This window comes from Borrelia miyamotoi (assembly GCF_019668505.1).
Classification (GTDB): domain Bacteria; phylum Spirochaetota; class Spirochaetia; order Borreliales; family Borreliaceae; genus Borrelia; species Borrelia miyamotoi.
In genome coordinates this window covers 505,236-529,019 of the sequence record NZ_AP024371.1, presented here as the reverse complement: position 1 = coordinate 529,019, position 23,784 = coordinate 505,236, and the positions used below count along the sequence as shown (strand labels likewise).

The window sequence follows — 23,784 nt, the reverse complement described above, 5'->3', positions numbered from 1 at the left end:
GTATGTATATTACACACGCCAATTCAATAATTGAAAGCATCAAAAACAATAAAGGGCTTAAATTATATATTTCAAAAACAAGTCCAAAGAGTACAAACATTGAAAAATTAGCAAAAAAATATAACCTTAAAATAATAAAAGTTAATGATCTTGCTAAGGTAATTAAAACCAACAATCATAGGGGCTTTGCATTAAAACTAATTGCTCCAAAATCTAACAATACAAAAAAACAAGATAAAAGTTTAGAAGAATACTTAGAAGAATTTGAACATAAAAACAACGTATTCATATTAATACTTGATGGAATAGAAGATCCTCAAAATTTTGGAGCAATTCTTAGAACATCAGAACAATTTAGAATTGATCTTGTAATTACTAGCCAGAAACGAAGTGTAAAAGACAACTCAACCATCTTACGTACTAGTTCTGGAGCAAGTCAATATGTCAACAAACTGATAGTTTCAAACATAAACAATGTAATAAAACAATTGAAAAAAAATGGATTTTGGATATATGCCAGCGATATTAAAGGAAAGGCAATAAATACCATTAAAATAAATAATAATAAAATTGTACTTATTATGGGAAATGAGGGCAAAGGAATACACAAATTAATAAAAGAAAATTCAGACTTTCTGATAAAAATTCCAACTAGAGGCAAAATAGATTCACTAAATGTATCAGTTTCAACAGGAATCTTAATATTTGAAATAAAAAGACAACTTAATTTGATTTAACACTTTACATAATTAGAGTAAATCTAGTTATTGTAGAAAGTTTCTAAGCTCAACAGACGCCAGAAATCCTTCAGCAGCAGCCGTAATAGCCTGAGCATAAAACTTATTACTAACATCACCACAAGAAAATACACCCTCAACACTAGTCTTAACAAGATCTTGAGTTAAGATATATCCATCTTCATCCAATTCTAAAAATCCCTTTAAAAATTCTGTATTTGGCTTATAACCAATAGCAATAAATACTCCATCTATGCTTAACTTAAAAACAGAATTATCTTTATTATTTACAATCTGAATACTAGATACAAAATTATTTCCATTAACTTCTATTGCATCACAGTTATATAAAATTTCAACATTATATAACTTTTTGACATCTTCCTTTAGCATAGCAATGGCTTTCAAATAATCCTTTCTCACAATAACATATACTTTTTCTAATAACTTACTTAAATAAATAGCTTCCGAGATTGCCGTATTGCCTCCACCGAGCACTGCAACAGTTTTTCCTTTAAAAAGATGGCCATCACAGATCGCACACACAGAAATACCTTTATTCCAAAATAAATCCGAATTCTTAAGAGTATCCAACTTTTTAGGTACTGATCCCACTGCAATAATAACAGCCTTGCTTTTATAAATATAATTATCAGTAAAGAGATAAAAAATATTATTCCTCTTCTCTATGGCACTTACAGTCTCAAGATAAGTGGTAGCACCTAAATTTATAACTTGATCTCTCATATTTGACATTAATTCTCTTCCACTCACACCATTTTTAAAGCCTGGATAATTATATACTTCTGTAGTTGTTGTAAGCTGCCCTCCAGGTTCAGGACCTTCTAAAATAACTGTCTTATATCCACTCATAACAGCATAGATTCCAGCCGTAATCCCCGCAGGTCCTGAACCAACAATGATTACATCCTTAACAGAATTTAGCTCCGTTCTTATAATCTTTTTATTACTCTTTTTTATATCCAGCGATTCAAACTCTAACATTAATACACATCCCCCACTCCCGCCTCACTTGTGAAAATATAACTGTATCCAAATGTCATATAATGACAAAAATATTTGCATTAATTTAAAAACTTATTAAGATTAATCTCTAAAGCACAACATGGGACCATAATTCCAAAATTGCTCAATATGTAAGGTGACACTTCACCAAAATTACCTATAATAGTATCATTAATGAAAATATCAGCACCTCTACCGTCTATATAAAGAGTTCTATTTGATTCTCTTAATTTAACTTCAATATTCAAATAATAAAAAAGAGACGAAACTAAAGAATTAATCTCATTAAATGAAAAATCTCTATCAGCCATTAAAAAAGCCAAATTATCATAAGTAATAGTGCCATCAACACTATTTAAGTCTTTTAAAGCTACCTTACCGATCTCAAAAATCTTATGCGGATAAGGGAAATTGGAACTAATACTCTCAGATTTAAGCAAATCAGGTACTATTGAGGCCCTAATATACTCATAACTCTCTGTCATTGGATTAGCAACACTTAAAAGTTCATTACCCTCAATATTCATCTTCTCAATAAAATCTCTCCTAGACCCCAGATAATTATAAATCATCTCCTGAAATCCCATTCCAATCATTAAATCTCTAATCTTTCTTGAAAACTCTTCTACTTGACTTAATCTTCCTAAAGTAAAACTTTTTGGAAGCTCTGGCTTAAAACTACCCAGTCCCTTGCCTATCATTATTTCCTCAATAACATCCACTTCATGAAGAAAATCATTCCTATAAACAGGAGGAACAATATAAAACTTATCTTGTTCCTTCAAAAAAGCAGATATTCCTAATTTTTTTAATTCAAGACACATATCATTTATTGTTAAATTACTACCAAACATCCTATTAACACTATCAACATTAACATCTACAGTATTTTGAAAATAATAAGGACAAACTATTTCTTTTCCAAATAGAGTCTCCTCAGGAAAAACGGTCTTTATTGGTAAAATCTCAAAACCCATATCATGCAAATCGCAAGAAACAACTGATAAAGACAATAAAGTAGCTTCTATATCAGTTCCTGTAACTTCAATAAATAAATTGGTATCACCTAATTTTAAAGCTCCAATATCATGAGAATTGATCACTGGCGGATAAGAAAGAACCTTATCCTTACAATCTAACAATAAAGGATATTGATCAAAATCTTTAAGAATTGATGCATACTCTATTCCCTTAGGATGTTCCTTATTGATCTCTGAAATAGACATTTCAGTATCCATACCTAGAGGAATAAATTTATACTCAGAGCCACAAGCAATATACCTTAACGGAAATCTAATAGAAGTTAATGAGTAAATTCCCATTGCAACTCTTTTACGTTTTTGTCCATAGTTATTACAAAGCTTTTCCTGCAACTGAATTAAAGTTTCAAGCATTTTTTCATCACAAATCATTCCTTTTGCCAAAAACCCAAAAATAAAAGGCCTAATACTAAATACTTCAGGACTAACCAAAATTTCACCGTAAAATTTCTGCAAATTATCTGCCATTGAGAAAAATCCAAACGAAGGTATTTTACCAAAAAGGTGTATCTTCATTTGACGCACAAGCCCTACACAAGACCACAAATCTGGTCTATTTGTGTCATTAAATTCAATTTTTATTTTATCATTCGACGTATTAAATTCACAAATTTCAGCTTTTGACATTTCAAGGATAGACTCAAGCTCAAAAGTTGTCAAATCTTTTCCCATTTTTTCTAATAAAATACTTTTATAAATTTCAATCTTAGGCATTTATTTTCCCTCGCCTCAACACAACATCACCAATATCATGGGTAAAAAGCTCCCTTAAATCACTTAAACCTAAATGCATTAAAGCCATTCTATCAATACCAATACCCCAAGCAATAACGGGAACATCAATTCCAAAGGGTTTTGTAACTTCTGGTCTAAAAATACCACTCCCACCTAACTCAAACCAACCAAGAACAGGATGCTTCACATGAACCTCAATTGAAGGCTCTGTAAATGGAAAATAAGCAGGAACATACTTGATCTCGGTAGCACCAGCCAGTTTTTTGGCAAAAATTTCAAGAAGCCCTAGTAAAGTTTTAACATTGACATCATTCCCAAGAACAATTCCTTCTGTTTGATAAAAATCAGTGCCATGAGTAGCATCAACTTGATCATATCGAAAACATCTAACAATTCCAAAATATTTACCAGGATTTTTTGCATTAATTAATTGCTTTGCTGATAGCACTGTACCTTGAGTTCTAAGTACCAACCTTTTCGAAATACTTTTGCTAAAATCATATCTCCAACCTCTTGAACCTGTAATGTAACCATTTTCATGAACAGCCTTAACATTAGAAAAATAAGGCTCTGGCAAAGATTGTAATGAATTTGGTTCCTTTATATAATAAACATCCCTTAAATCTCGTGCAGGATGAAATTGAGGCATGAAAAGAGCATCATTATTAAAAAATTCACTTTCTACCAAAGGCCCATCAAATTCCTCAAAACCAAGACTTACAAGATTATCCTTAACGCTAGCAATATACTCTGAATAAGGATTGGCACGCCCAATAAAGGTCTTATTCGACGAAACGTGAATATTATAAGCTCTAAATTTTTTATTCTCATAAGATTTACTTTTTAACATCTCAGGGGTCAACTTTACAATCTCATCACCACCTGTTAGATTATTTTTATTAAGTTCAGATCTTATCTCCACCCCAAACTTAGAAAATTCAAATTTTAAGTCTAGTTTTTCTATTACCTTAAATAATACACTGCTAGCACCCTTCTTCTTAGAATAATTAGCAATAACTAATAATTCATCTTGGGATAAATTATCTTCGAAAAGATCGCAGCACCTAGCTTTTGCAAGTAATTCTTTAACTACTTTATAATTAGAACGCTTTTTCAAATCCTTAACAATAATTTCTTTTCCCAATCCCAAAGAGAGAACCCCCTCCTTAGATAAATTACCAAATGCCTTGCCAGCATCCCTAACATCAACTCCTAATTCTGAAGACAAATTGGCAACTAAAACTGTTTTTCTAGATACAAGATTAACTATCCTCTCTTCAATCGAACCATTATCTAAAGCATCAAAACCTTTTTCAGTTAGACGATAAGACACATTAATCTTTCTAAAAGTTTCCCTAAGAATACCTTTAGAAACAAGCCATTCAATTGTTTTATTGGATTGCCCCTCATTATAAAATAAGTCCTCAGAAAGCCTTAAGGCAAAAATTTCATCTCCCTCCTCATAATTTAAAATTACCTTCATCTCAAGAGGATGTAATGTCTTTATTATATCAAATTTACTTTCCATCAAAGTGTATCCCATTAATCATCACTTTTATTACTAATTCCAAGCTCCAAAATAAGCTCAACCTCTCCAACAGATAATTTAGTAGCCCTTGAAATTTCCAAGACACTCCAACCCTGTCTCATAAGTTTAATGACAGAATCTCTGACTGTTTCATTATTAAGACCAACATTATCCTTATACTTAGATTCTGTTTTTACAAGAATTCCAAGGGTTTTAATTCTCTCCTCCGCAGCAATATTTAAATTTTCTAGTCTCGTCTCAGATTTAGCAACCTTTTCTCTTATATCCCTAGTATGTTCTAATTTATTTTCAATCTCCCCTACCATTTCTTTAAGAGTTTGAACATTATTTAGCACTTCCTGTGATAAATCTTTATTTATTAACAGTTCTGACATAATATCTCTCAAATCAACAAGACTCTGCTGAAACCCAGCACTCTCCTTCAATAAGGCCTGCATTCTATCCTCTATTTCACTTATTAAATCAAAATTTTTATCAACAGATTCTAATGTAGATTTTAATATACTATCTTTATTACTAATCCTATCATAATTGTCAAGGATACTATGTTGCTCTTCCTTTATCTCCCTAAGCTTAGTTTTGTAAATTTGAATTTCATCATAAGATTCTGTAAATTTCTTATATCTCTCTTTAAAGGAAGCATAAAACTCAAGAAATTGACCAAGATCTCTTTTAATTTCCTGTATATCCATTTGATGCATCTTTAAATCATTAAATACTTTAACAACATCTGATGATTTACCTTTAATATCCTCAATTTCTCTACTAATATCTTCAAAGTTATCCTTATATACTTGAACAAGATTAATTTCTTTTGCTAAATTTTCCCGTAACTTTTCCAAGTTATCTTTGAAATAATAAACTTCTTTAAGAATCTCATTATTTCTATGAAGTTCAATTTCAAGCTTTTTAAAATTCTCAAGCTTAGCACTTATGGTAGCATAGCGACTATCAAGCTCTTCTCTCAAATCAGCCTTGTATACAATTAAATTATCCTTCATATCATCAATAAAATGACTCAGATCACTATCATAGTTCAACACCTTTAACTTAAGCTGTGATATATTTTCATCAATACCCTTAATCATTTGATTATATGTATCCTTAAACTCAGACTCTATGCTATTAACTTGAACCCTCAAGCTATCTTTTAAAGATTTTATATCTTCTTCTGAATAATGCATACTATTCTTAATTTCATTTTCAAAAGCAACATACTCCTCTTTAACAGAACTGGAAAAAGAATCATAATTTTCTCTAATCGTTCTTTCAATATCCACTCTATATGTATTCAATTTTTCAGAAATCCTCCAAATATCATCCTGCATCAATTTCACTTGAGATTCAAAACTATCCTTATCACTTAAAAATTTGCTTGAAATTTTTTGCTTTTCCTCATCAATCTTAGAAGTCATTAGATTTAATTCATATTCTAATTTCTCATTAGTCTCAATAATTTTATCTTCAATATCTTTCTGCTGACTTAAAAATTTAATCTCCACTTGTGTTGCAATCTCTTCTACAAGCGAACTTATCTTATCATCTATAGATCTAATCTTAGAATCCATGAAAGTTTCAATATTTAAAACTTTATCCTGAACATTATCTGAAATATTTTTCAAGTTAAGATAAGACCTGTTCTCAAATTCCTCAATATCTCCATTTAAACGATCAAAAATTTCTTTTGCTCTTTGCTTAACACTGCCTCTAACAATTTCTAAGCCACTCTCAATAGTAGAAACATCACTCTTAATTTCAATTAAATTCCGCTTTGTAATGCCTGCTTGCTCTTCAAGATCTTTATAAGTATTTTCTTGCCAACTTGTCATATCATCTTTAATTTTTAAAAACCAAGAGTCAACACTATTTTGACGATTGTCTACCAATCTAATAAACTCATCTATTCGATTGGTAACATCAGTCTCCATTAAAATTATCTTACTTTCTGCATCTTGTTTTCTGATATCAAACTCTTTATTAAATTCTGAGCAAAGACTTTCTTTATTAAGCATAAGTTCCCGATCAATTTCAATCTTAAAGTTATGCAAAAGAACAGTTTTATCTTCTAAGCTCTTCATTATATCTTTTTCTAAATCCCCGATTCTTTGCTCTGAGAATGTTACAAACTTCTCTAAAGAAGTTTTTAGATTTTCGCTCCTTGTCTTTAAATCTTCACAAAAATCCTCTTCAAGAAGTTTAAGATGGGATGACACATTGTGATAAGAATCCTCCTTAAGTTTTAACACATCTCCTTCAATATTACTCAAATTTACTTTAAGCTCACCAAGAGTCCTCAATTGCTCCTTAATCTCACTGTCCATCTTTTCACTTGAATGAAAAAGTTCTGCACTCAGCTCAGACACACATGTATTTAATCTATTTTCCATATCAAGATGCATATTGAAATATTTACTATCAAGTTCTGCATATTTATTTGCAATCATCTCATCAATAGAATTAGTCTTATCATCTATTTTTTTCTCTATTAGTAAATGTCTCTCATCATACTTACCCTCAAGTTCTGCATATTTCTCTGCAATCATCTCATCAATAGAATTAGTTCTATCATCCATTTTTTTCTCTATTAGTAAATGCCTCTTATCATACTTACCCTCAAGTTCTGCATATTTCTCTGCAATCATCTCATCAATAGAATTAGTCTTATCATCTATTTTTTTCTCTATTAGTAAATGTCTCTCATCATACTTACCCTCAAGTTCTGCATATTTCTCTGCAATCATCTCATCAATAGAATTAGTCTTATCATCTATTTTTTTCTCTATTAGTAAATGTCTCTCATCATACTTACCCTCAAGTTCTGCATATTTCTCTGCAATCATCTCATCAATAGAATTAGTCTTATCATCTATTTTTTTCTCTATTAGTAAATGTCTCTCATCATACTTACCCTCAAGTTCTGCATATTTCTCTGCAATCATCTCATCAATAGAATTAGTCTTATCATCTATTTTTTTCTCTATTAGTAAATGTCTCTCATCATACTTATCCTCAATATCACTGTATCTTAAATCTAGAATCTTGCCTAACTCACTATGAGATTCACTAATCTTAGCCTTTAAATCTTTCTCTATCATTGCAAAACTATTTTCAATTAACTGAAGAGCAGATATCCTCTCATTAATTCCATGCTCATACTTTTTAATCTCATCATCAATTGAAGCAGTAGCTTTCATCATACACATATCAAATTGAGCTTTCATTTCCTCTTCAATGCCAGATTTAATGGTATCAAATTGATGATATATTCTACTATTATTTTCTTGTATTCTCTTTCCTAGATCTTCTTCAAGTTCCAAAATTTCTTTTGACCTTTCCTCAATCATCTCAAAATGATGCTCCATATCAGAAATTTTTGTCTTCAAATGCTCATCATTATCTGCAAGTATCTTATATATTTCATCTCGAATTTTTGAAATAGCACCTTCGCTCTCAATAAAAAATGCTAAATATCTCTCATCAAAATTATTCTCAATAATCTTGAATCTTTCTTTATAAAGATCATTTAAAAAATCAGATTTATCCTCAATATTATTCTTAAGTTCATTAATTACTTCTACAAAGTGCTCTCTTAATTGAGCAATATCATTATCTATATTTCTCCTATAATCAATTGCTTCTTCTCGCCTAATTCTATACTGCTGCTCAACTTCTTTAAGCAATGCACCAATCCTTAATTCCTCTTCTTCTATTATGTCCTTAAGCTTAATCTCAAAATTTTCAACTTGATACTTTGATACATCAAAAGATGATTTAAAACTTTCCAAACTTTCATCCATATTTTTACTAAGCACATCTATTTTATCTGCAAGTCTTCTATTTAAATTTTCAATATCATATCCTATCTCATTCTCTAATTTATTTGCGAGGATTTCTGAATATTCTCTAGAATCAGATATCACTTTATTATATTTCTCATTAATTTCTCTACCCACATCATTAAATCTTGAGTTCAAAGAATCAATAGTAATATCAATACTTGACTGGAATGAAGTAATATCTGTCCTCTTATCATTAAGCAAACTATCAACTTCCTTAACAAACTCTTCTGATCTTTTTAAAACTGTAGCAAATTTCTTAGATAAACTTTCCTCAAGTTGCTTAGTATCTGCATCAAAATGATTCATAATATTTTTCAGAAGCTCATCTGAATATACATTTCCTTGATTTCTAAATTCATCTATTTTTTCAAGATAATAACCCTCAAGACTTTCAAAAGTAGTCTTAAGCTCACCAATTTTTAAAGTAATCTCAGAATCGATAGAAGTTATATCAATCTTCCCTGATGATAATACATTCTCAACATTAACAGATATTTCACTCAACTTACCTTGCCAATCATTAAGCTTACTATCTATCTCACCATTAAGTATATCCCTTTTGCTTAAAATATCTTCTGATAATCTATTTAAAAAATCATCTATTTGCTTTTGATTATCTATTTTAATTTCAGACACTTTCTGAACCCTAGATTCAATAAATCCATCAAGATCTGACCTAATTTTATTTAAAACATCCTCACACTCAACTTTAAAGTCTTTAACTCTATAATCAAGCTCTTCTATTTTTTCTTTAATTAACTCCTCTCTATTCGAAAATCCTTCATTAAGCTCATTAAGCATTATAATGACTTTATCGTGAATTATTTCAGCCTGATTATCTATAAAGTCCTTAACCCCAGATAAAATTCCTTCACTGTTATTATATGACATATCTCTTAATTCTTTATACTTATCTAATATTGAACTTTCAAAGTCCTCTGTCTTTAATGTTACATACTCAAGCCTTTCACCAACATCTTTTTCAAAAGACTCGATCTTTGAAGAAACTGATAAAAGTAAATCTTCACTTGAAATCTTAATATCAAGTAAAGATTTGTTTAAAACAATAAGCTCATTTTTCCAATTATTATGCATGTCCATTGCTTTCTTTTGAATATGTTCTGAGAGTTCATTGAAAATATTCTCACTAAGTTCTTTTCCTTTTGTTCTTTGAACTTCAATCAAATTTAAAAATTCTTCATTTGTTCTACTTAAATCAAACTTAACATTTTCTAAATTAGAATTTACTTCCCTTTGCCAATGTTCATGCTGCAACTTGCTAGATTCCATTTGCCTAATAAATTCACCTATATCCTCTCCATAACGACTCTTTAAATCAGATAACTCATGATTAATATCAGTAACCACATTATTCAAATTGGATTCAAAATCTCTTCTTAAAGTCTCAAAATCTTTAACCAACAAATCATTTAAAGAACTTATACCTTCTTTTATCTTTTTGCTAGTAATTTCAAAATTTTGATAATCAGAATCTGATCTCTCAGAGATTTTATTAAATCTTTCATCATACTTAAAAGTAAAATCATTAATAGAACGATCAAACTTATCTGTCACATTTTTATAACTATTTTCCAGCTGAGTCTCTAATTCACCACTTTTTAATTTCAAAGTTTCTAAGAGAGTTTCATACTTTGAACTAATACTAGTATCTAAATATGAATAGCCACTAACAAATCTTTCATTTATTTTTTCAAGATCTGAGTATACTCTATTATCCAACTTGGAGATCTTATCTTTAATATCTGTGGTAACATTTGAAATCCTTAATTCCAACTCACCTCCAACATTATTAACCCTTGAAAATATATTCTCATTAAAATTATCAATATCCCCTTTAACTTTTTCCTTAAATTCAACATATATTCTATTAGAATCTCTTTCAAAGCCATCAAGCAATGTTAAAACGTTACTCTGAACACTTTCTATTCTCAAATTAGCATTTTCTAAACTACGTTCTATTCTCTCTTTTATGTTTTGATCAAATTGATTTATCTTAATACCATATTCTTTATAAATATCTCCAACATTAGATTCAACTTGAACTCTAAATTGCTCCAAAATATCTGCAAATTGCTCTTCATACTGTCTCATTTCTTGTTTTATAGTCTCTTCAAGAGAATTCAATCTAGAATAGGTATTGTCCTTAAAAACAGAACTGACAGAAGAAATTTCATCATCTATTAATTTCAATTTGCCTTCAAGTTTATTTCTCATCTGATTGGAACGCTCATCAACATACATAAAGACTTCATCAAACTTTATCTGTAGCTCTTCATTCAATCTGGTTAAAATAAAATCTTCTTTATCATTAATCTTAGTCTTAGCTTGTTCCATAATAAGATCAAGGGAATTTTCGATTGATTTACATTTATTTTCATATATAATAAAAGAATCCTTCATTGATTTATCATAATTATCTATACTAGATTCCATCTTAAGCAAAAACGTCTTAAACTCACTCTCAAGCTTTTCGTTACCCCTATCTAACATTTCTATCTTTCTCTCTTCAAGCATTACCAAAGATTCTTGATAAGAAATAAGATCTCTGTCCAGATTATCTACTCTCACACTAAATTCTTTAATAGTATTATCAAATTTATCCCAACTCTCAATCTTGATTGCCTCAAGATTTTCCCTATTTGTCTTATCAAACTTTTCAAAAACTGTACTTAATCTAGAATCAACAGAATCAATCTGAGTATTAAAATTCTTTAAGGTTTTTGAAAGTTTATCTACTATTTTTCCATCCATTTGAAGTCTTTGTATATTGTCTTGTACCTTAAGGGCCATGTCATCTAGCTCTTTCAGCATGGAATCGTGATAAGCTATTTTCTTTTCAACTTCTGCAAAATCATTACTTTTATTTTTAATTTTTTGCTGAACTTCATCTATTCTTTTTATGATCTCTATACTAGAACGTTGATATGCCTCCATATCAACAGCAAGATTATTAATCTCTTTTGTCTTCTCATCAATAAAATCTTCAAGATTATCCTTAGCAATATCGATAAATTTTTTAATCTTATCTAAAGCTCTTGAACGTCTATCATACTGCCTATAAATAAATAAAATTATAAAAACCAATAAGAGATTAATCAAAATGGTTACAAAATCTACCATAAATACTTTACCCACACTCTATATATTTAAAAGTATATATCTTTGCAAGTTTTTATAATTATTAAAAATAAAATCACACCTAATATCTTTAAACAATCTTTTTTTAGAAAAAAAAGCCGTTTTCATACACACACTACTAGCACCCAAAATATCATACTCATAAGAATTGCCAACATACAAAATATGATTGTTATCTATTCCCAATTCATCTACAATTCTTAAAAAAGCTATTTTGTGTGGTTTTAAGTAACCAGTATCCTCTGATGAATAAAGAATATCCCAAAAACTATCTTCAATACCTAATAAATTACTCACACGAGTTGCAATAGGAAAATCTGACATCACCCCCAATTTTATTCCCCTAGATTTAAGAGAGTAAATCAAATCATGAACTCCCGAATACGGTTTTAAACTTCTAAATCTATCTCCAAAAGACGCACCATAGTATATTTTATTCAATAATAATTCACACCTATTTGGATTGAAACCTAGATAATTAGCAAGCATTTCAACTTGCATGGACATCAACTCATCCTTATTAGAAGGCACACTTTGACCACTTTGCAAAAGTCTTATTTCTTTTCTTACCTTTTTAAAAGCTAAAAAAAATTTAATATTCCTTAAAAAATCAGAAAACATTGATAAATTTAGACCAATCTCAGGATAAAGAGTTCCATCGAAATCAAATATCACAGCCTTTATCATAATATCTAATTATTTATCCTTTCTGGTATTGGTACTATAGATATATTATTAGGAACTTTGACTCTAACTAAATGAACATATGAATTTGGATATCTACCTCCAAGTGATTTAATAGAAGTTTCATCATTAACTTCCATTAAGGATACTCTAAAAATAGATTCTTTATCAATAAATGGAAATAATACAACAACATGCTTATGAAACAATTTTCCTGGAAATTTATTAATTGTTGTACTAATTGAGCCAAAATATATATGACCAGGCTCCTTTACAGCTAGATAATACAAAATAAACTCTAAATTATCAATCTCATATCCACGATTATCAATGTATTTAAGAAAACCAACGCTATTTACATCCAACTCCTTAACCTTAGACAAATCCAAATTAGAATTAATATTTTTAAGCTTATAGGCAATATTACGAGTCCAGTCAAGTCCAAAAAATGGGTCCAGACTAAATTCATAATAATTAGTAAAGCTATTACCTCTAATTCCAATATGCCTAACCTTAAGATCCTCTATTTTCAAAAGTTTTCCTGTCATTGTCTTATAAATTGAATCTGCCACCCATTTACCAAATCCAGAACAATTAAAACCTTGAGGCTCTCTTTGAGGTTCACCAGTTTTAATATAGACCATCTCACCTAATTCATTCATAGCCCCATCATTAACTTCAAAAATTGGAGATGAAAATTTTAAAAAAGTTCTCAGACTGTCAACAATATTAGAAACATTCTCATGAACTTTAAGGTGTTGTGGATTAAAAAGTCCAAAATCAACAAAATCACCAATATATTTTGCTATTTCTAGAAAAGAACCAATAGCAATATCACCAATTTTAAAAGGCAATTTAACATCTTTATGAATCAAAGTATCTATCAAATAAAAGTCAGCACTAGAGTGAACATCATTTGCTTTTATTCTAATAAAAGTGTCTGCTCTATTTAAGAAAAATATCTTTACCTGTTCAATACCATGTCTTCCGACTTTAATCACATAAGAGCCTGGAAAAATATAAGATACACCATCTTTTCGGTTAAAAAAAGAATAATAAGCGTAATCTCCCAATATTGAATTTGATACTTCAACATAATAATTATCTGAAATATAATATTTTTGAGGTTTCATTTTTTTAGCAAGATTACTTGAATGAAAATGCTTTTCATAATTTGATCTAACACTAAAATCATAAAAAAAATTCTCAAATGCAAATAGATTTAGATTACCAACTACTAAAAATAAAAATATATATCTCACTGTAAGTCTCTTGTATTTTATCTTAGTTCTACTAAAATTGGGATATTGTAATAACCAATTTTACGAATATTATTTACTAAATAATTATAGTAAGAATTTGGGAAATTAGTTACCTTATTTGTAAATAAAATAAACTTAACAGGATTAACACTAACCTGAGTTATATATTTCACTTTATGTGAAGCACTTAAATGATAATCCTTAATCCATAAACTTAACATTTTATTCAAATCAGCAGTACTTGTCTTAAATTCAAGTTGTTTTTTTAATTTAATTGCTTCTTTAAAAATATTATCTATTCCCATTTCATTGTGAACAGATATCCTTAATATAGGAGAAAAGCTTAAAACAGGAAAAAAGAACTTAACACGATTCTTTAAAGCCTCAAAATAACCTCTCTTTGTCTCTAGCAGATCCCACTTGGTAAACACAATAATAATACCTTTTCCCTTTTTAGTTGCATAATGAGCTATTTTCTTATCTTGAGTTGTTAAGTCTTCTTTAACATCAATTAATAAAAAGACAATATCCACCATATCAATAACTCTTAAAGCTCTACTTACAGAATAATGTTCAATAACTGCATTTACTCTTGCTCTCCGTCTTATTCCAGCCGTATCAATAAGTTCAAAAGTTTTACCATTTCTTTGGAATTTTGATTTAATAAAATCTCTTGTGGTTCCAGCAATAGGAGAAACAATTGAAACTTCATGTCCTGCTAAAAAATTAATAAGAGTAGACTTACCTGAATTTGGCTTTCCTATAATACCAATTTTAACATCAATACTATTATCATCACTTATCAAGTTACCTACTGAGTTCTTTAAAAAAGTCCTTAAACTATCAATTCCTTTCCCGTGAGTTGCACTAACCAAAAAGCTTCGCTGAAAGCCTAATTTTTGAAACTCATAAGCCAAAACTTTCTTATGCTGACTATCTATTTTATTTAACACCAAAACTATCTTAGCACTATATTTCCTTAATTTTTCAATAAGTTCATAATCTTCTGATAACATTTCATTTACATCTAAAACAAGTAAAATCAAATCGATGCTATCAAGCAAGCCTATAACTTTATTAACCACAAGCTTGCTAAGTTCATCCTTTAAAAGTGTAAATCCACCAGCATCAATCAAATAAAACTTGTAAGCATCTACCACACAAACCTCTTTTATTAAATCCCTAGTAACTCCATAAATCTCATCAGTAATACTTCTATTCATACCTAAAAGCTTATTAAATAAAGTAGATTTTCCAACATTTGGCCTACCAGCAATAAGAACACTTTTATAATCTTGAACTTTAGAACTAATCAAAGCTAACCCGCCTCTTCCTTTATGTAGGTATCTCTATTATAATATCAAATGTTATAGCTTTATGCCAATTATAAACGGATATTCAATTGATAAGAAAAAAAAGAAACAGTAGACGCAAAAAAAGTAATATTAATCAAGTAGATGTATTTTTAATATTATTTGCTATTTTTCTAACAGGATTATGCTTATTACTAATAATTAAAAATTCAATATTTAAAAATATATTCAAAGAACAAATTAACAATAATGAAAGTTTTGAATTCATCCAATCAAAACCTAACAAAATAGAGGCAAAATTGGATACTACAAATAGTGAAACCATTAAAACACTAAATAACGAAAAATTTTTAATCAAGCCACCTGAAATACAAAAAATTGAAGAAGAACTGAAATATCAAAAACAAAAACACTTCAAAAATAAAAAAACAGTCAAGCTATATTTTATCAAAGTTACTTCTGAGGGACATTTTCTAAAGCAAGGTATTAAAAGAAATATTCAATATGACAAAAACATTCTTGAAGAAACACTAAAAGCACTAATTAACGGTCCCAATGAATATGAACTTAAAAATAATTTCTTAAGTTTAATTCCTATTAATACAAAAATATTAAATTTAAGTATAAATAATGGAATTGCTCACATCAATTTATCTAAAGAATTTTACGAAAACAGCTTTGGAATAGAAGGAACAATAAATCAGGTAAAACAAATTATTTTAACATGCCTTGAAATTCAAGGTATTAACGGAATAACTTTAAAAATTGAAGATAATCCAATAATACTTGGAGATCTAAATTTAAACTTCTCAGGAATTCTAGATAACAAACAATTCAAAAGATATTAAAAATTAATATCTTTAAGAAGTACAAGAGATTGATCAAGACTTACCGAACTATCTTTAACAATCAAAAACATAAATTCTTGATTTCCCTTACGTCCTTTGGTTTTGAGCTTTAATATATCTTTAACTTGTAGATTGTTATCATAAAATTTTCTAATTATCTTATCTAAAATTTTACTTAAATATTTATTTTCAACTATCCCATTAAAATTCCTTATATCTAAATCTAATCCTTTAAGTTCAAACTGAGGTTTAATAAGAGCAATAATAAATTTATTAGAAAGTTTATCAATCAAATCTGCACATATACTCACTACAGATCTAAAAGCAACATCAATAACGGCTAAATCAGGCTGTATATCAAATTGTTTGATATCAAAAATATTAGTCTTTTCAAAAACCCTAACCCTCGAGTCAACTCTTAGTTTATAAGCAAGTTGATTAAACCCAACATCAACTGCATAAACCAATTTTGCACCATTTTGCAAAAGACAATCTGTAAAACCACCTGTTGAAGCACCAACATCAATACAAATTTTATCTTTAATCATAATTTTAAATATTTCTAAGGATTCAAAAAGTTTATTTCCTCCTCTTGAAACAAATTGTTTGGATTCGCTTTCCACTAACTTTATTTCACTATTTCTTAATAGCAAAACTTTAGGATTTCTTTCTTTATGAGAATTAACATATACCCTGCCAGTTAAAATTAGAACTGTCAATTCTTTTCTTGTCAAATTGGGATAGCTTTTGCAAAGCATATTTAATAAACTATTTCTGTATTCTTTCAATTTTCAGAGCACGCCCCGTCTTTAAATGAGAAGTAATAACAACTCCCTGTATAATTACATTCTCTTCAACAGTTTCTGTTCTTAAAGATACATGTTCAAGTAATCCTTTAAGAGAAATCTCAGGATTAAAGCCTATTACAGAGTTCAAACTACCAGTCATCCCAAGATCGCTAATATAAGCAGTACCTTTATCTAAAATTCTCTCATCTTGAGTCATTATATGTGTATGCGTACCAACAACTCCTGTTACCAATCCATTCAAAAAATATCCAAAACTTTCTTTCTCATAATTACTCTCAGCATGAAAATCAACAAAAATAGTTCTAACCTTGCTTTTAATCATGTTCACAACTTTCTTTATATTTTCAAAAGGATTTTTAACAATGAAATTCATTCCTAAAAATCCTTGAACATTTATAACAGCAACTTTCTCATTTTTAACATTCAAAATACAATATCCATGTCCTTCCAGTAGATCTGAAAAATTATTTGGTCTTAAAACATATTTCTGCTTGGTCAAATATTCTCTTATACTATGCTCAGCATAAACATGATTACCTGTAGTAATAACATTTACACCTGATCTAAAAAGATTTTCTGCTATCTCTGGAGTAATTCCAAAACCACCTGATGAATTTTCTCCATTAACAATTGTAAGATCCACATTATACTTTTCTTTAAGGCCCTTAAGATTGAAAAAAACCTTTTTTAGTCCCCCATCACCTATGATATCTCCTATTATTAAAACTTTAATAAAATTATTATCTTGCATACTCAATAACTCTGGTCTCACGAATAATAGTAACTTTTATTTTACCAGGATACCTCATCTCAATTTCTATTTTCTTTGCAATATCTCTTGCAAGCATAGTAGCTTTCTCATCGTTAATTAATAGATTGTCAACAATAATTCTAACTTCACGACCTGCTTGAATTGCATAACACTTCTGAACACCCTCAAAACCATACGCAATCTCTTCAAGTCTCTTAAGCCTACTTATATAATTGTTCAAACTTTCACGTCTTGCACCAGGACGCGAAGCAGAAATAGCATCAGCTATCTGAACAACAATAGCCTCAAAACTTTCAGGCTTTATCTCATTATGATGCGCAGCAATAGCATTGACAACAATATCGCTCTCCCCACAACTCTGAGCAAGCTCAGCACCTGTAATAGCATGTCCCTCACTATTCTCAGAAATACTCTCCATGCCCTTTCCAATATCATGCAAAAGACATGCTCTTTTTACAACAACCGGATCTAATTTCATCTCTTTAGCTAAAATTTCCCCTATTATTGCTGTTTCTTTTGAATGACTCAGAACATTTTGACCATAACTGCTTCTAAAGTAAAGTCTTCCAAGTCCTCTAATAAGCCTTTTATCAAATCCATGTATATTTAAATCAAATACTGCTTTCTCGCCTTCCTCAAGAATGATACTATTAATCTCATTTGTAACAATATATACGACCTCTTCAATTCTTGCGGGGTGAATTCTTCCGTCAGCAATAAGCCTTTCAAGAGTTCTTTTAGCTATTTCCTTTCTCACTGGATCAAAACAAGATATAACTACAGCTTCAGGAGTGTCATCAATGATAATATCTGCACCTATTAACGTTTCAAGAACCCTAATATTACGCCCTTCTTTACCGATAATTCTACCTTTCATCTCATCATTAGGCAGTTCAACAGAAGTAACTGTAAATTCAGAGCTAACTTCAGTTACTATGCGTTGCATAGTAGAAACTAATATATCTTTTGCTACCTTGTCTGCTAAGAGCTGAGCCTCTTGCTCACTTTTATTAATAATTACTTGAGCGTCTCTTTTAGACTCATTTTCAATTCTTTCAATTACAATCTTTCTTGCTTCTTCTTTAGTAAGACCTGAAATATTTTCCAATTTTTTAACAAGAGATAATTCCTTATCTCGTATTATTTTTTCTTTTTGCTCAAACTCCTTAAGCTTAAAGTCAATCCTACTTTGCTGCTTGTCAAGAGCTGATATTCTCTTATCTAAAGTTTCTTCTCTTTGTAATAATCTTCTTTCTAAATTAAAAACCTCATTTTTTCGTTCTCTTATTTCCCTATCCTGCTGGTTCTTATCTTTAAGCATTTGAGCTTTTGTATGTGAAATAATTCGCTTTCTTTCATTTTCTATCTCTAAGATTGCCTCTTCCTGTACTCTCTTCAGTTTTTTATCTAAATTTAATAAAGAAAATCTACCTAAAATAATTCTTATTACAAAACCTAATACAACACCTAGGATACCAGCAAGAATAGAAGAAAAAGTAATATATGACATACAATTACCCCCTATCCTACTAAACCAATTAAATACAAATCCTTCAGAAGGACATATTTAATATGTAAGACTATTATTTTTCTTATAAGGTTTTATCAACTAGTTCAAGAATCGCCATCTCAGCTGCATCTCCATACCTTCGTCCTAGCTTAATAACCCTAGTATAACCACCCTTTCTCTCCTTAAAGAGAGGAGAAATTTGAGTAAATAATTTATTAAGGACATATTTATCATGTATAAATTTTGATACTTCTCTCCTATTATGCACACTATCAACTTTAGCTCTTGTAATTAATTTTTCAGCAAACCTCTTAACTTCACTCAATTTTGCCTTAGTAGAAATTATTTTTTCATGCCTTAAAAAAGAAATTACCATATTTTTCAAAAGTGCCTTTCTATGACTTGACTTTCTATCTAATCTATTAAATCCTACCTTAGTCTTCATATAACAATGCTCTCTCCTAATTAGATACTTTATCATTCTTATTCAAGATTTTTAGAGCTTCTGCCTTAGGCATTCCCAAAAATAATCCATAAGAATTAAGTTTTTCAACTATCTCTTCTAAACTTTTTTTACCAAAATTTCTTGCTTTTGAAAGTTCCTCTGGAGTTTTACTAATAAGTTCTCCTAAAGTTTTAACATTTTCCTTAGTTAAACAATTCAGAGATCTGACAGACAAATTTAATTTCTCAATACTCATGTTAAGTATATCAGAATCTCCAAATTCAGAATCCTCAACAGAATGAACAACTTTATCTTCAAAATTAACTAATGGAAGTAAAAACTCCCTCACTACAGAAGCTGCCTTTTTAATGGCATCTTTAGCACTAATTACACCTGTTGTCCAAATTTCCATAACAAGCTTATCATAATCAGACCTTTGTCCCACTCTAGTATCTTCAATAAAATACGTCACCTTTTCTATTGGAGAAAATATAGAATCAATCGCAATGGTATTAACTTCTTCTAAATATTTCGCATTTTGTTCAGAAGAAATATACCCTCTCCCATAGTTGACCTGAAATTCAAAATCTAAATTCGCTTCACCTGAAAGTGTAGCAATAACTAAATCTTTATTAAAAACCTCAACACCCTCCCTTTCAAGATGGGCTGCCTTTAAAACATTAGTATCTTTACCATTAACATTAATACTTATCGTTTTACTGTTAACTCCCTCATCTAACTTTAAATTAATATTTTTAATATTAGCAATTACTTCAAGTGTATCTTCTACAACACCAGGTATTAAATCAAATTCACTTGAAACAATCTTCAAAGATCCACTTTGATTAGACTGAATTCTCATAGCAGAAACAGCATATCCTTCAATAGAAGATAACAAGACTCGTCTTAAAGTATTTCCAATAGTGACACCAAAACCTTTCTCAAAAGGATATATTATAAACTTTCCATAAGAGCCATTATCTTCTCCCCTTAAAAACTCAATCCTATCAGGTATAGTAAAATCTTTCAAAAGCTTTCCTAAAGACATTAATAGCTCCTCTAACTAAACTCGCCTAGTTTTTTTAGGTCTACATCCATTATGCGGTATTGGAGTAACGTCTGAGATTGATTTTACAATTATACCCGTTGACCCAACAGCTCGTATAGCAGACTCTCTACCAATTCCCGGACCTTTCACAAAAACATGAACATAATTAATACCAAAATCCTTAACCTTACCTAAAGCAGCTTCTGTGGTCATCTGAGCAGCATAAGGCGTTGATTTTTTAGCACCCTTAAATCCCATTCCACCTGCACTTGCCCAAGCCAAAGTATTTCCTCTTATGTCTGATACAGTTACGATTGTATTATTAAAAGTAGCCTGTATATAAACATTTCCTTCCCCAATACTTCTTTTTATCTTTTTTTTATTAGTTGACACCTTTGTACTCAACCTTCTCCCTCCTCAATAGGCAAAACAAACTTTATTTAGTAGCCATTTTTTTATTAGCTACAGTTTTTCTCTTGCCCTTCCTAGTTCTTGCATTAGTTTTAGTTCTCTGTCCCCTTAAGGGTAAACCTTTCCTATGTCTAAGCCCCCTATAACAGGCAATATCCATAAGCCTCTTGATAGACATAGCTAACTCACTTCTAAGCTTTCCCTCAATAACATAATCATTCTCAATTATCTTTCTAAGCTTATTCACCTCATCATTATCCAAATCTTTAGCCCTTCTCTCCGGCAAAATACCTGTCTTTTTACAAATTTCTAAAGCTCTTGCCCTTCCTATGCCATAAATAGACGTAAGAGCTATCTGAAGTTGCTTATTATTTGGCAAATCTATTCCTGCTATTCTAGCCATTTTTTCCCCTTACTTTTGTCTTTGTTTGTGCTTAAGATTATTACAAATGATTCTTACAACACCTTTTCTTTTTATCACTTTGCATTTTTCACAAATCGGCTTTACGCTCGCCCTAACTTTCATAAATTACTCCTAAATTTTTTGCAAAAAAGCATACTGCTTGCTAGTTCTACGAGACAATCCTTGAGTCTTTAAATACGCATCAATCTGAATTAATGTATCAAGAGCTACTCCTACCATAATAAGCAGAGAAGAACTACCCATAATCCTTGAGACATCATAAGGAAATCTGAAAATATTTTGCACTAAAAATGGAATAATTGCAATAATAGATAAAAAAATAGAGCCTGAAAATAACGTTCTATTCATAATACTATCTAAATAACCTTCCATTTCATCTGCCTTTATACCTGGAATAGTTCCTCCATTTTTTCGAATATTATTACTTATATCTTTTGGACTTAATTGTATTTTTGAATAAAAATATGTAAATCCTATTATTAAGACTACATTTAATAATGTATAATAAAATCCATTAGGTCTTAAATAAGATAAAATTTGTCTTGATAGAACAGAAACTCCTGCAAATCCACTCAAAATTTGCAAAGGCAAAGTAATAAGCACTGATGCAAAAATAACAGGTAAAACACCTGACGGATTAAGCTTAATTGGCAAATATGAACTAACTGTATTTTTTGTGGTTGCTCTAGCATAATGTATAGCAATACGCCTTTGCGCCTTATATTCATATATAATTAACATGACAACCAAAATAAAAACACTTAAAACTAATATAACAAATACAGGATTAATATTTTGAGATGGATCTCGCATGCTTTGAAACAAATTAAACAAAGCCGCCTGAAGCCTAACAACTATACCTGAAAAAATTATTAAAGACACACCATTCCCAATTCCCTTCTGATTAATTTGCTCACCAAACCACAAAAGAATAAAAGTACCCGTTGTAACGGTTAAAATAGCAATAAAAATATATCTATAAAAAGGGATATTAAGTGCGCCTGGAATACTTTTGGCATAAAGACTCGTAGCATATCCTTGAGCTACTGCTGCAACAATAGTTAAATATTTAGTATATTTTTTTATTTTCTTTTTTCCATGCTCTCCCTCTTGCATCTTTTTAAGAGAAGGGAAAGAGTAAACAAGAAGCTGAATAATAATTGATGCTGAAATATAAGGACCTATACTAAGCATAAATATGGAAAAATTACTAAAAGCACCGCCTGAAAAAAAATCAAAATAATTCGTAATTGAAAAATCTGACTGAGACTTAAAATAACTTCTAAGAGCCACAGGATCTATTCCAGGAATTGGCAAATAAGAGCCAACCCTAAAAATAAAAAGAATAAACAGAGTAAATAAAAATTTACCTCTTAAATCCCTAATTGTAAATAAACTAAAAAATAACCCTTTCATTTCACTACCATACTAAATCAATTTAATACTGCAACCAATTTTTGTTACAAATTCTTCAGCGGACTTTGAAATACGAGAAACTTCAAAACTAACTTTCTTAGTAAGCTCGCCATTAGCCAAAATTTTGATATTTTTTCTATTTTTACTCACAAGCCCTTTTTCTAACAAAGTACTATAATTCACTAAATCTCCGGTCTCAAATTTTTTATCTATATCTCCAAGCCCCACAATCTCATACCTAACTTTATAATCATGATTGGAAAAACCTCTTCTTGGAAGTCTCCTATAAAGAGGAGTTTGTCCACCTTCAAAACCAACTCCTGGCGAAGTATTTCTGGCTTTTTGTCCTTTTTGGCCTCGACCAGAAGTCTTTCCAAGACCAGAACCTGGACCTCTACCAACAATCTTTCGAGATTTATTAGCCCCTAAAGGCCTTTTTAGCTTAACCATTATTCTTTACCTCACTTAACAAGATCATGCTAATTACACTATTAAGCATGCCTTGAATAGACTTATTTAAAATATGGATTTTCCTATCTCCTATTCTCTTTAATCCCAAAGCTTTCAATGTCTTAACCTTACTATCCAATTTTCCAATAAGACTCCTCTTAAGTTGAACCTCAACTTTAATATCGCTTTTGGCAAGAATTTCTCTATTTGATTTCATTTTTTTAATAAAAACCTTATTTTTATGTCTAGACCTCGAAGCTTTAAACCTAGTTTTTTTAAGCTGAAGTCTTAACTTTCTCTTAATCAT

The 23,784-nt window shown here is 29.9% G+C and carries 20 protein-coding genes; 2 read left to right on the top strand and 18 right to left on the bottom strand.

Annotated elements, in window-relative coordinates; translation table 11 throughout:
- The first annotated feature begins 2 nt into the window (after positions 1–2).
- Positions 3–737 (top strand): 23S rRNA (guanosine(2251)-2'-O)-methyltransferase RlmB, encoded by a 735-nt coding sequence (rlmB, locus tag K5Q05_RS02545; protein WP_025443661.1) that lies wholly within the window; start codon positions 3–5, stop codon positions 735–737.
- Between the two features lie 27 nt (positions 738–764).
- Here the strand turns inward: rlmB and trxB are convergent, their stop codons facing one another.
- The 7 genes from trxB to der all read right to left on the bottom strand — a co-directional run bounded on the left by trxB (position 765) and on the right by der (position 15,347).
- A complete protein-coding gene (trxB, locus tag K5Q05_RS02540) occupies positions 765–1,742 on the bottom strand; it encodes a thioredoxin-disulfide reductase (RefSeq protein ID WP_025443662.1) in 978 nt (325 codons plus the stop codon).
- Between the two features lie 80 nt (positions 1,743–1,822).
- On the bottom strand, positions 1,823–3,517 hold the full coding sequence (gene pheT / locus K5Q05_RS02535; protein ID WP_025443663.1) for a phenylalanine--tRNA ligase subunit beta: 1,695 nt from the start codon (positions 3,515–3,517) through the stop codon (positions 1,823–1,825).
- Positions 3,510–5,066 (bottom strand): phenylalanine--tRNA ligase subunit alpha, encoded by a 1,557-nt coding sequence (pheS, locus tag K5Q05_RS02530; protein WP_025443664.1) that lies wholly within the window; start codon positions 5,064–5,066, stop codon positions 3,510–3,512. The genes pheT and pheS overlap by 8 nt, the downstream gene beginning before the upstream one ends.
- A gap of 14 nt (positions 5,067–5,080) precedes the next feature.
- Positions 5,081–12,067 (bottom strand): SpiroCoCo family coiled-coil protein, encoded by a 6,987-nt coding sequence (locus tag K5Q05_RS02525; protein WP_133017141.1) that lies wholly within the window; start codon positions 12,065–12,067, stop codon positions 5,081–5,083.
- Between the two features lie 18 nt (positions 12,068–12,085).
- Complete coding sequence (locus K5Q05_RS02520; protein ID WP_025443666.1) at positions 12,086–12,772, bottom strand: HAD family hydrolase; 687 nt, start codon at positions 12,770–12,772, stop codon at positions 12,086–12,088.
- 5 nt (positions 12,773–12,777) lie between these two features.
- Positions 12,778–14,031 (bottom strand): hypothetical protein, encoded by a 1,254-nt coding sequence (locus K5Q05_RS02515; RefSeq protein WP_025443667.1) that lies wholly within the window; start codon positions 14,029–14,031, stop codon positions 12,778–12,780.
- A 17-nt stretch (positions 14,032–14,048) separates the two neighbouring features.
- On the bottom strand, positions 14,049–15,347 hold the full coding sequence (gene der, locus K5Q05_RS02510) for a ribosome biogenesis GTPase Der (RefSeq protein WP_044003357.1): 1,299 nt from the start codon (positions 15,345–15,347) through the stop codon (positions 14,049–14,051).
- 86 nt (positions 15,348–15,433) lie between these two features.
- Here der and K5Q05_RS02505 point away from each other — a divergent pair, with 86 nt between their 5' ends.
- Entirely contained in the window at positions 15,434–16,192 is a 759-nt protein-coding gene (locus tag K5Q05_RS02505) for a GerMN domain-containing protein (protein WP_025443668.1), read from the top strand.
- On the opposite strand, the gene K5Q05_RS02500 is transcribed toward K5Q05_RS02505, so the two are convergent.
- From K5Q05_RS02500 to rpmD, 11 genes are all read right to left on the bottom strand, one after another.
- Positions 16,189–16,980 (bottom strand): TlyA family RNA methyltransferase, encoded by a 792-nt coding sequence (locus tag K5Q05_RS02500; RefSeq protein WP_025443669.1) that lies wholly within the window; start codon positions 16,978–16,980, stop codon positions 16,189–16,191. The two genes, K5Q05_RS02505 and K5Q05_RS02500, sit on opposite strands and share 4 nt — an antisense overlap.
- On the bottom strand, positions 16,961–17,752 hold the full coding sequence (locus tag K5Q05_RS02495) for a TIGR00282 family metallophosphoesterase (RefSeq protein ID WP_025443670.1): 792 nt from the start codon (positions 17,750–17,752) through the stop codon (positions 16,961–16,963). The genes K5Q05_RS02500 and K5Q05_RS02495 overlap by 20 nt, the downstream gene beginning before the upstream one ends.
- Entirely contained in the window at positions 17,742–19,283 is a 1,542-nt protein-coding gene (rny, locus tag K5Q05_RS02490; protein ID WP_025443671.1) for a ribonuclease Y, read from the bottom strand. Before rny ends, K5Q05_RS02495 begins: the two co-directional genes overlap by 11 nt.
- A gap of 82 nt (positions 19,284–19,365) precedes the next feature.
- Positions 19,366–19,728, bottom strand: a complete 363-nt coding sequence (gene rplQ / locus K5Q05_RS02485; RefSeq protein ID WP_020954877.1) for a 50S ribosomal protein L17 — start codon at positions 19,726–19,728, stop codon at positions 19,366–19,368.
- A 16-nt stretch (positions 19,729–19,744) separates the two neighbouring features.
- Positions 19,745–20,776, bottom strand: coding sequence for a DNA-directed RNA polymerase subunit alpha (locus K5Q05_RS02480; RefSeq protein WP_025443672.1), 1,032 nt, complete (start codon positions 20,774–20,776; stop codon positions 19,745–19,747).
- Positions 20,777–20,791: 15 nt separating this feature from the next.
- Positions 20,792–21,181 carry a 30S ribosomal protein S11 gene (gene rpsK / locus K5Q05_RS02475; RefSeq protein WP_025443673.1) on the bottom strand — a complete coding sequence of 130 codons (390 nt, stop codon included), beginning with the start codon at positions 21,179–21,181 and terminating at the stop codon, positions 20,792–20,794.
- A 31-nt stretch (positions 21,182–21,212) separates the two neighbouring features.
- On the bottom strand, positions 21,213–21,590 hold the full coding sequence (rpsM, locus tag K5Q05_RS02470) for a 30S ribosomal protein S13 (RefSeq protein WP_025443674.1): 378 nt from the start codon (positions 21,588–21,590) through the stop codon (positions 21,213–21,215).
- Positions 21,591–21,599: 9 nt separating this feature from the next.
- Complete coding sequence (gene rpmJ / locus K5Q05_RS02465) at positions 21,600–21,713, bottom strand: 50S ribosomal protein L36 (protein ID WP_025443675.1); 114 nt, start codon at positions 21,711–21,713, stop codon at positions 21,600–21,602.
- 9 nt (positions 21,714–21,722) lie between these two features.
- Positions 21,723–23,027 carry a preprotein translocase subunit SecY gene (gene secY, locus K5Q05_RS02460; RefSeq protein ID WP_025443676.1) on the bottom strand — a complete coding sequence of 435 codons (1,305 nt, stop codon included), beginning with the start codon at positions 23,025–23,027 and terminating at the stop codon, positions 21,723–21,725.
- 12 nt (positions 23,028–23,039) lie between these two features.
- Positions 23,040–23,477, bottom strand: coding sequence for a 50S ribosomal protein L15 (gene rplO, locus K5Q05_RS02455; RefSeq protein ID WP_025443677.1), 438 nt, complete (start codon positions 23,475–23,477; stop codon positions 23,040–23,042).
- Complete coding sequence (gene rpmD / locus K5Q05_RS02450; RefSeq protein ID WP_025443678.1) at positions 23,470–23,784, bottom strand: 50S ribosomal protein L30; 315 nt, start codon at positions 23,782–23,784, stop codon at positions 23,470–23,472. Before rpmD ends, rplO begins: the two co-directional genes overlap by 8 nt.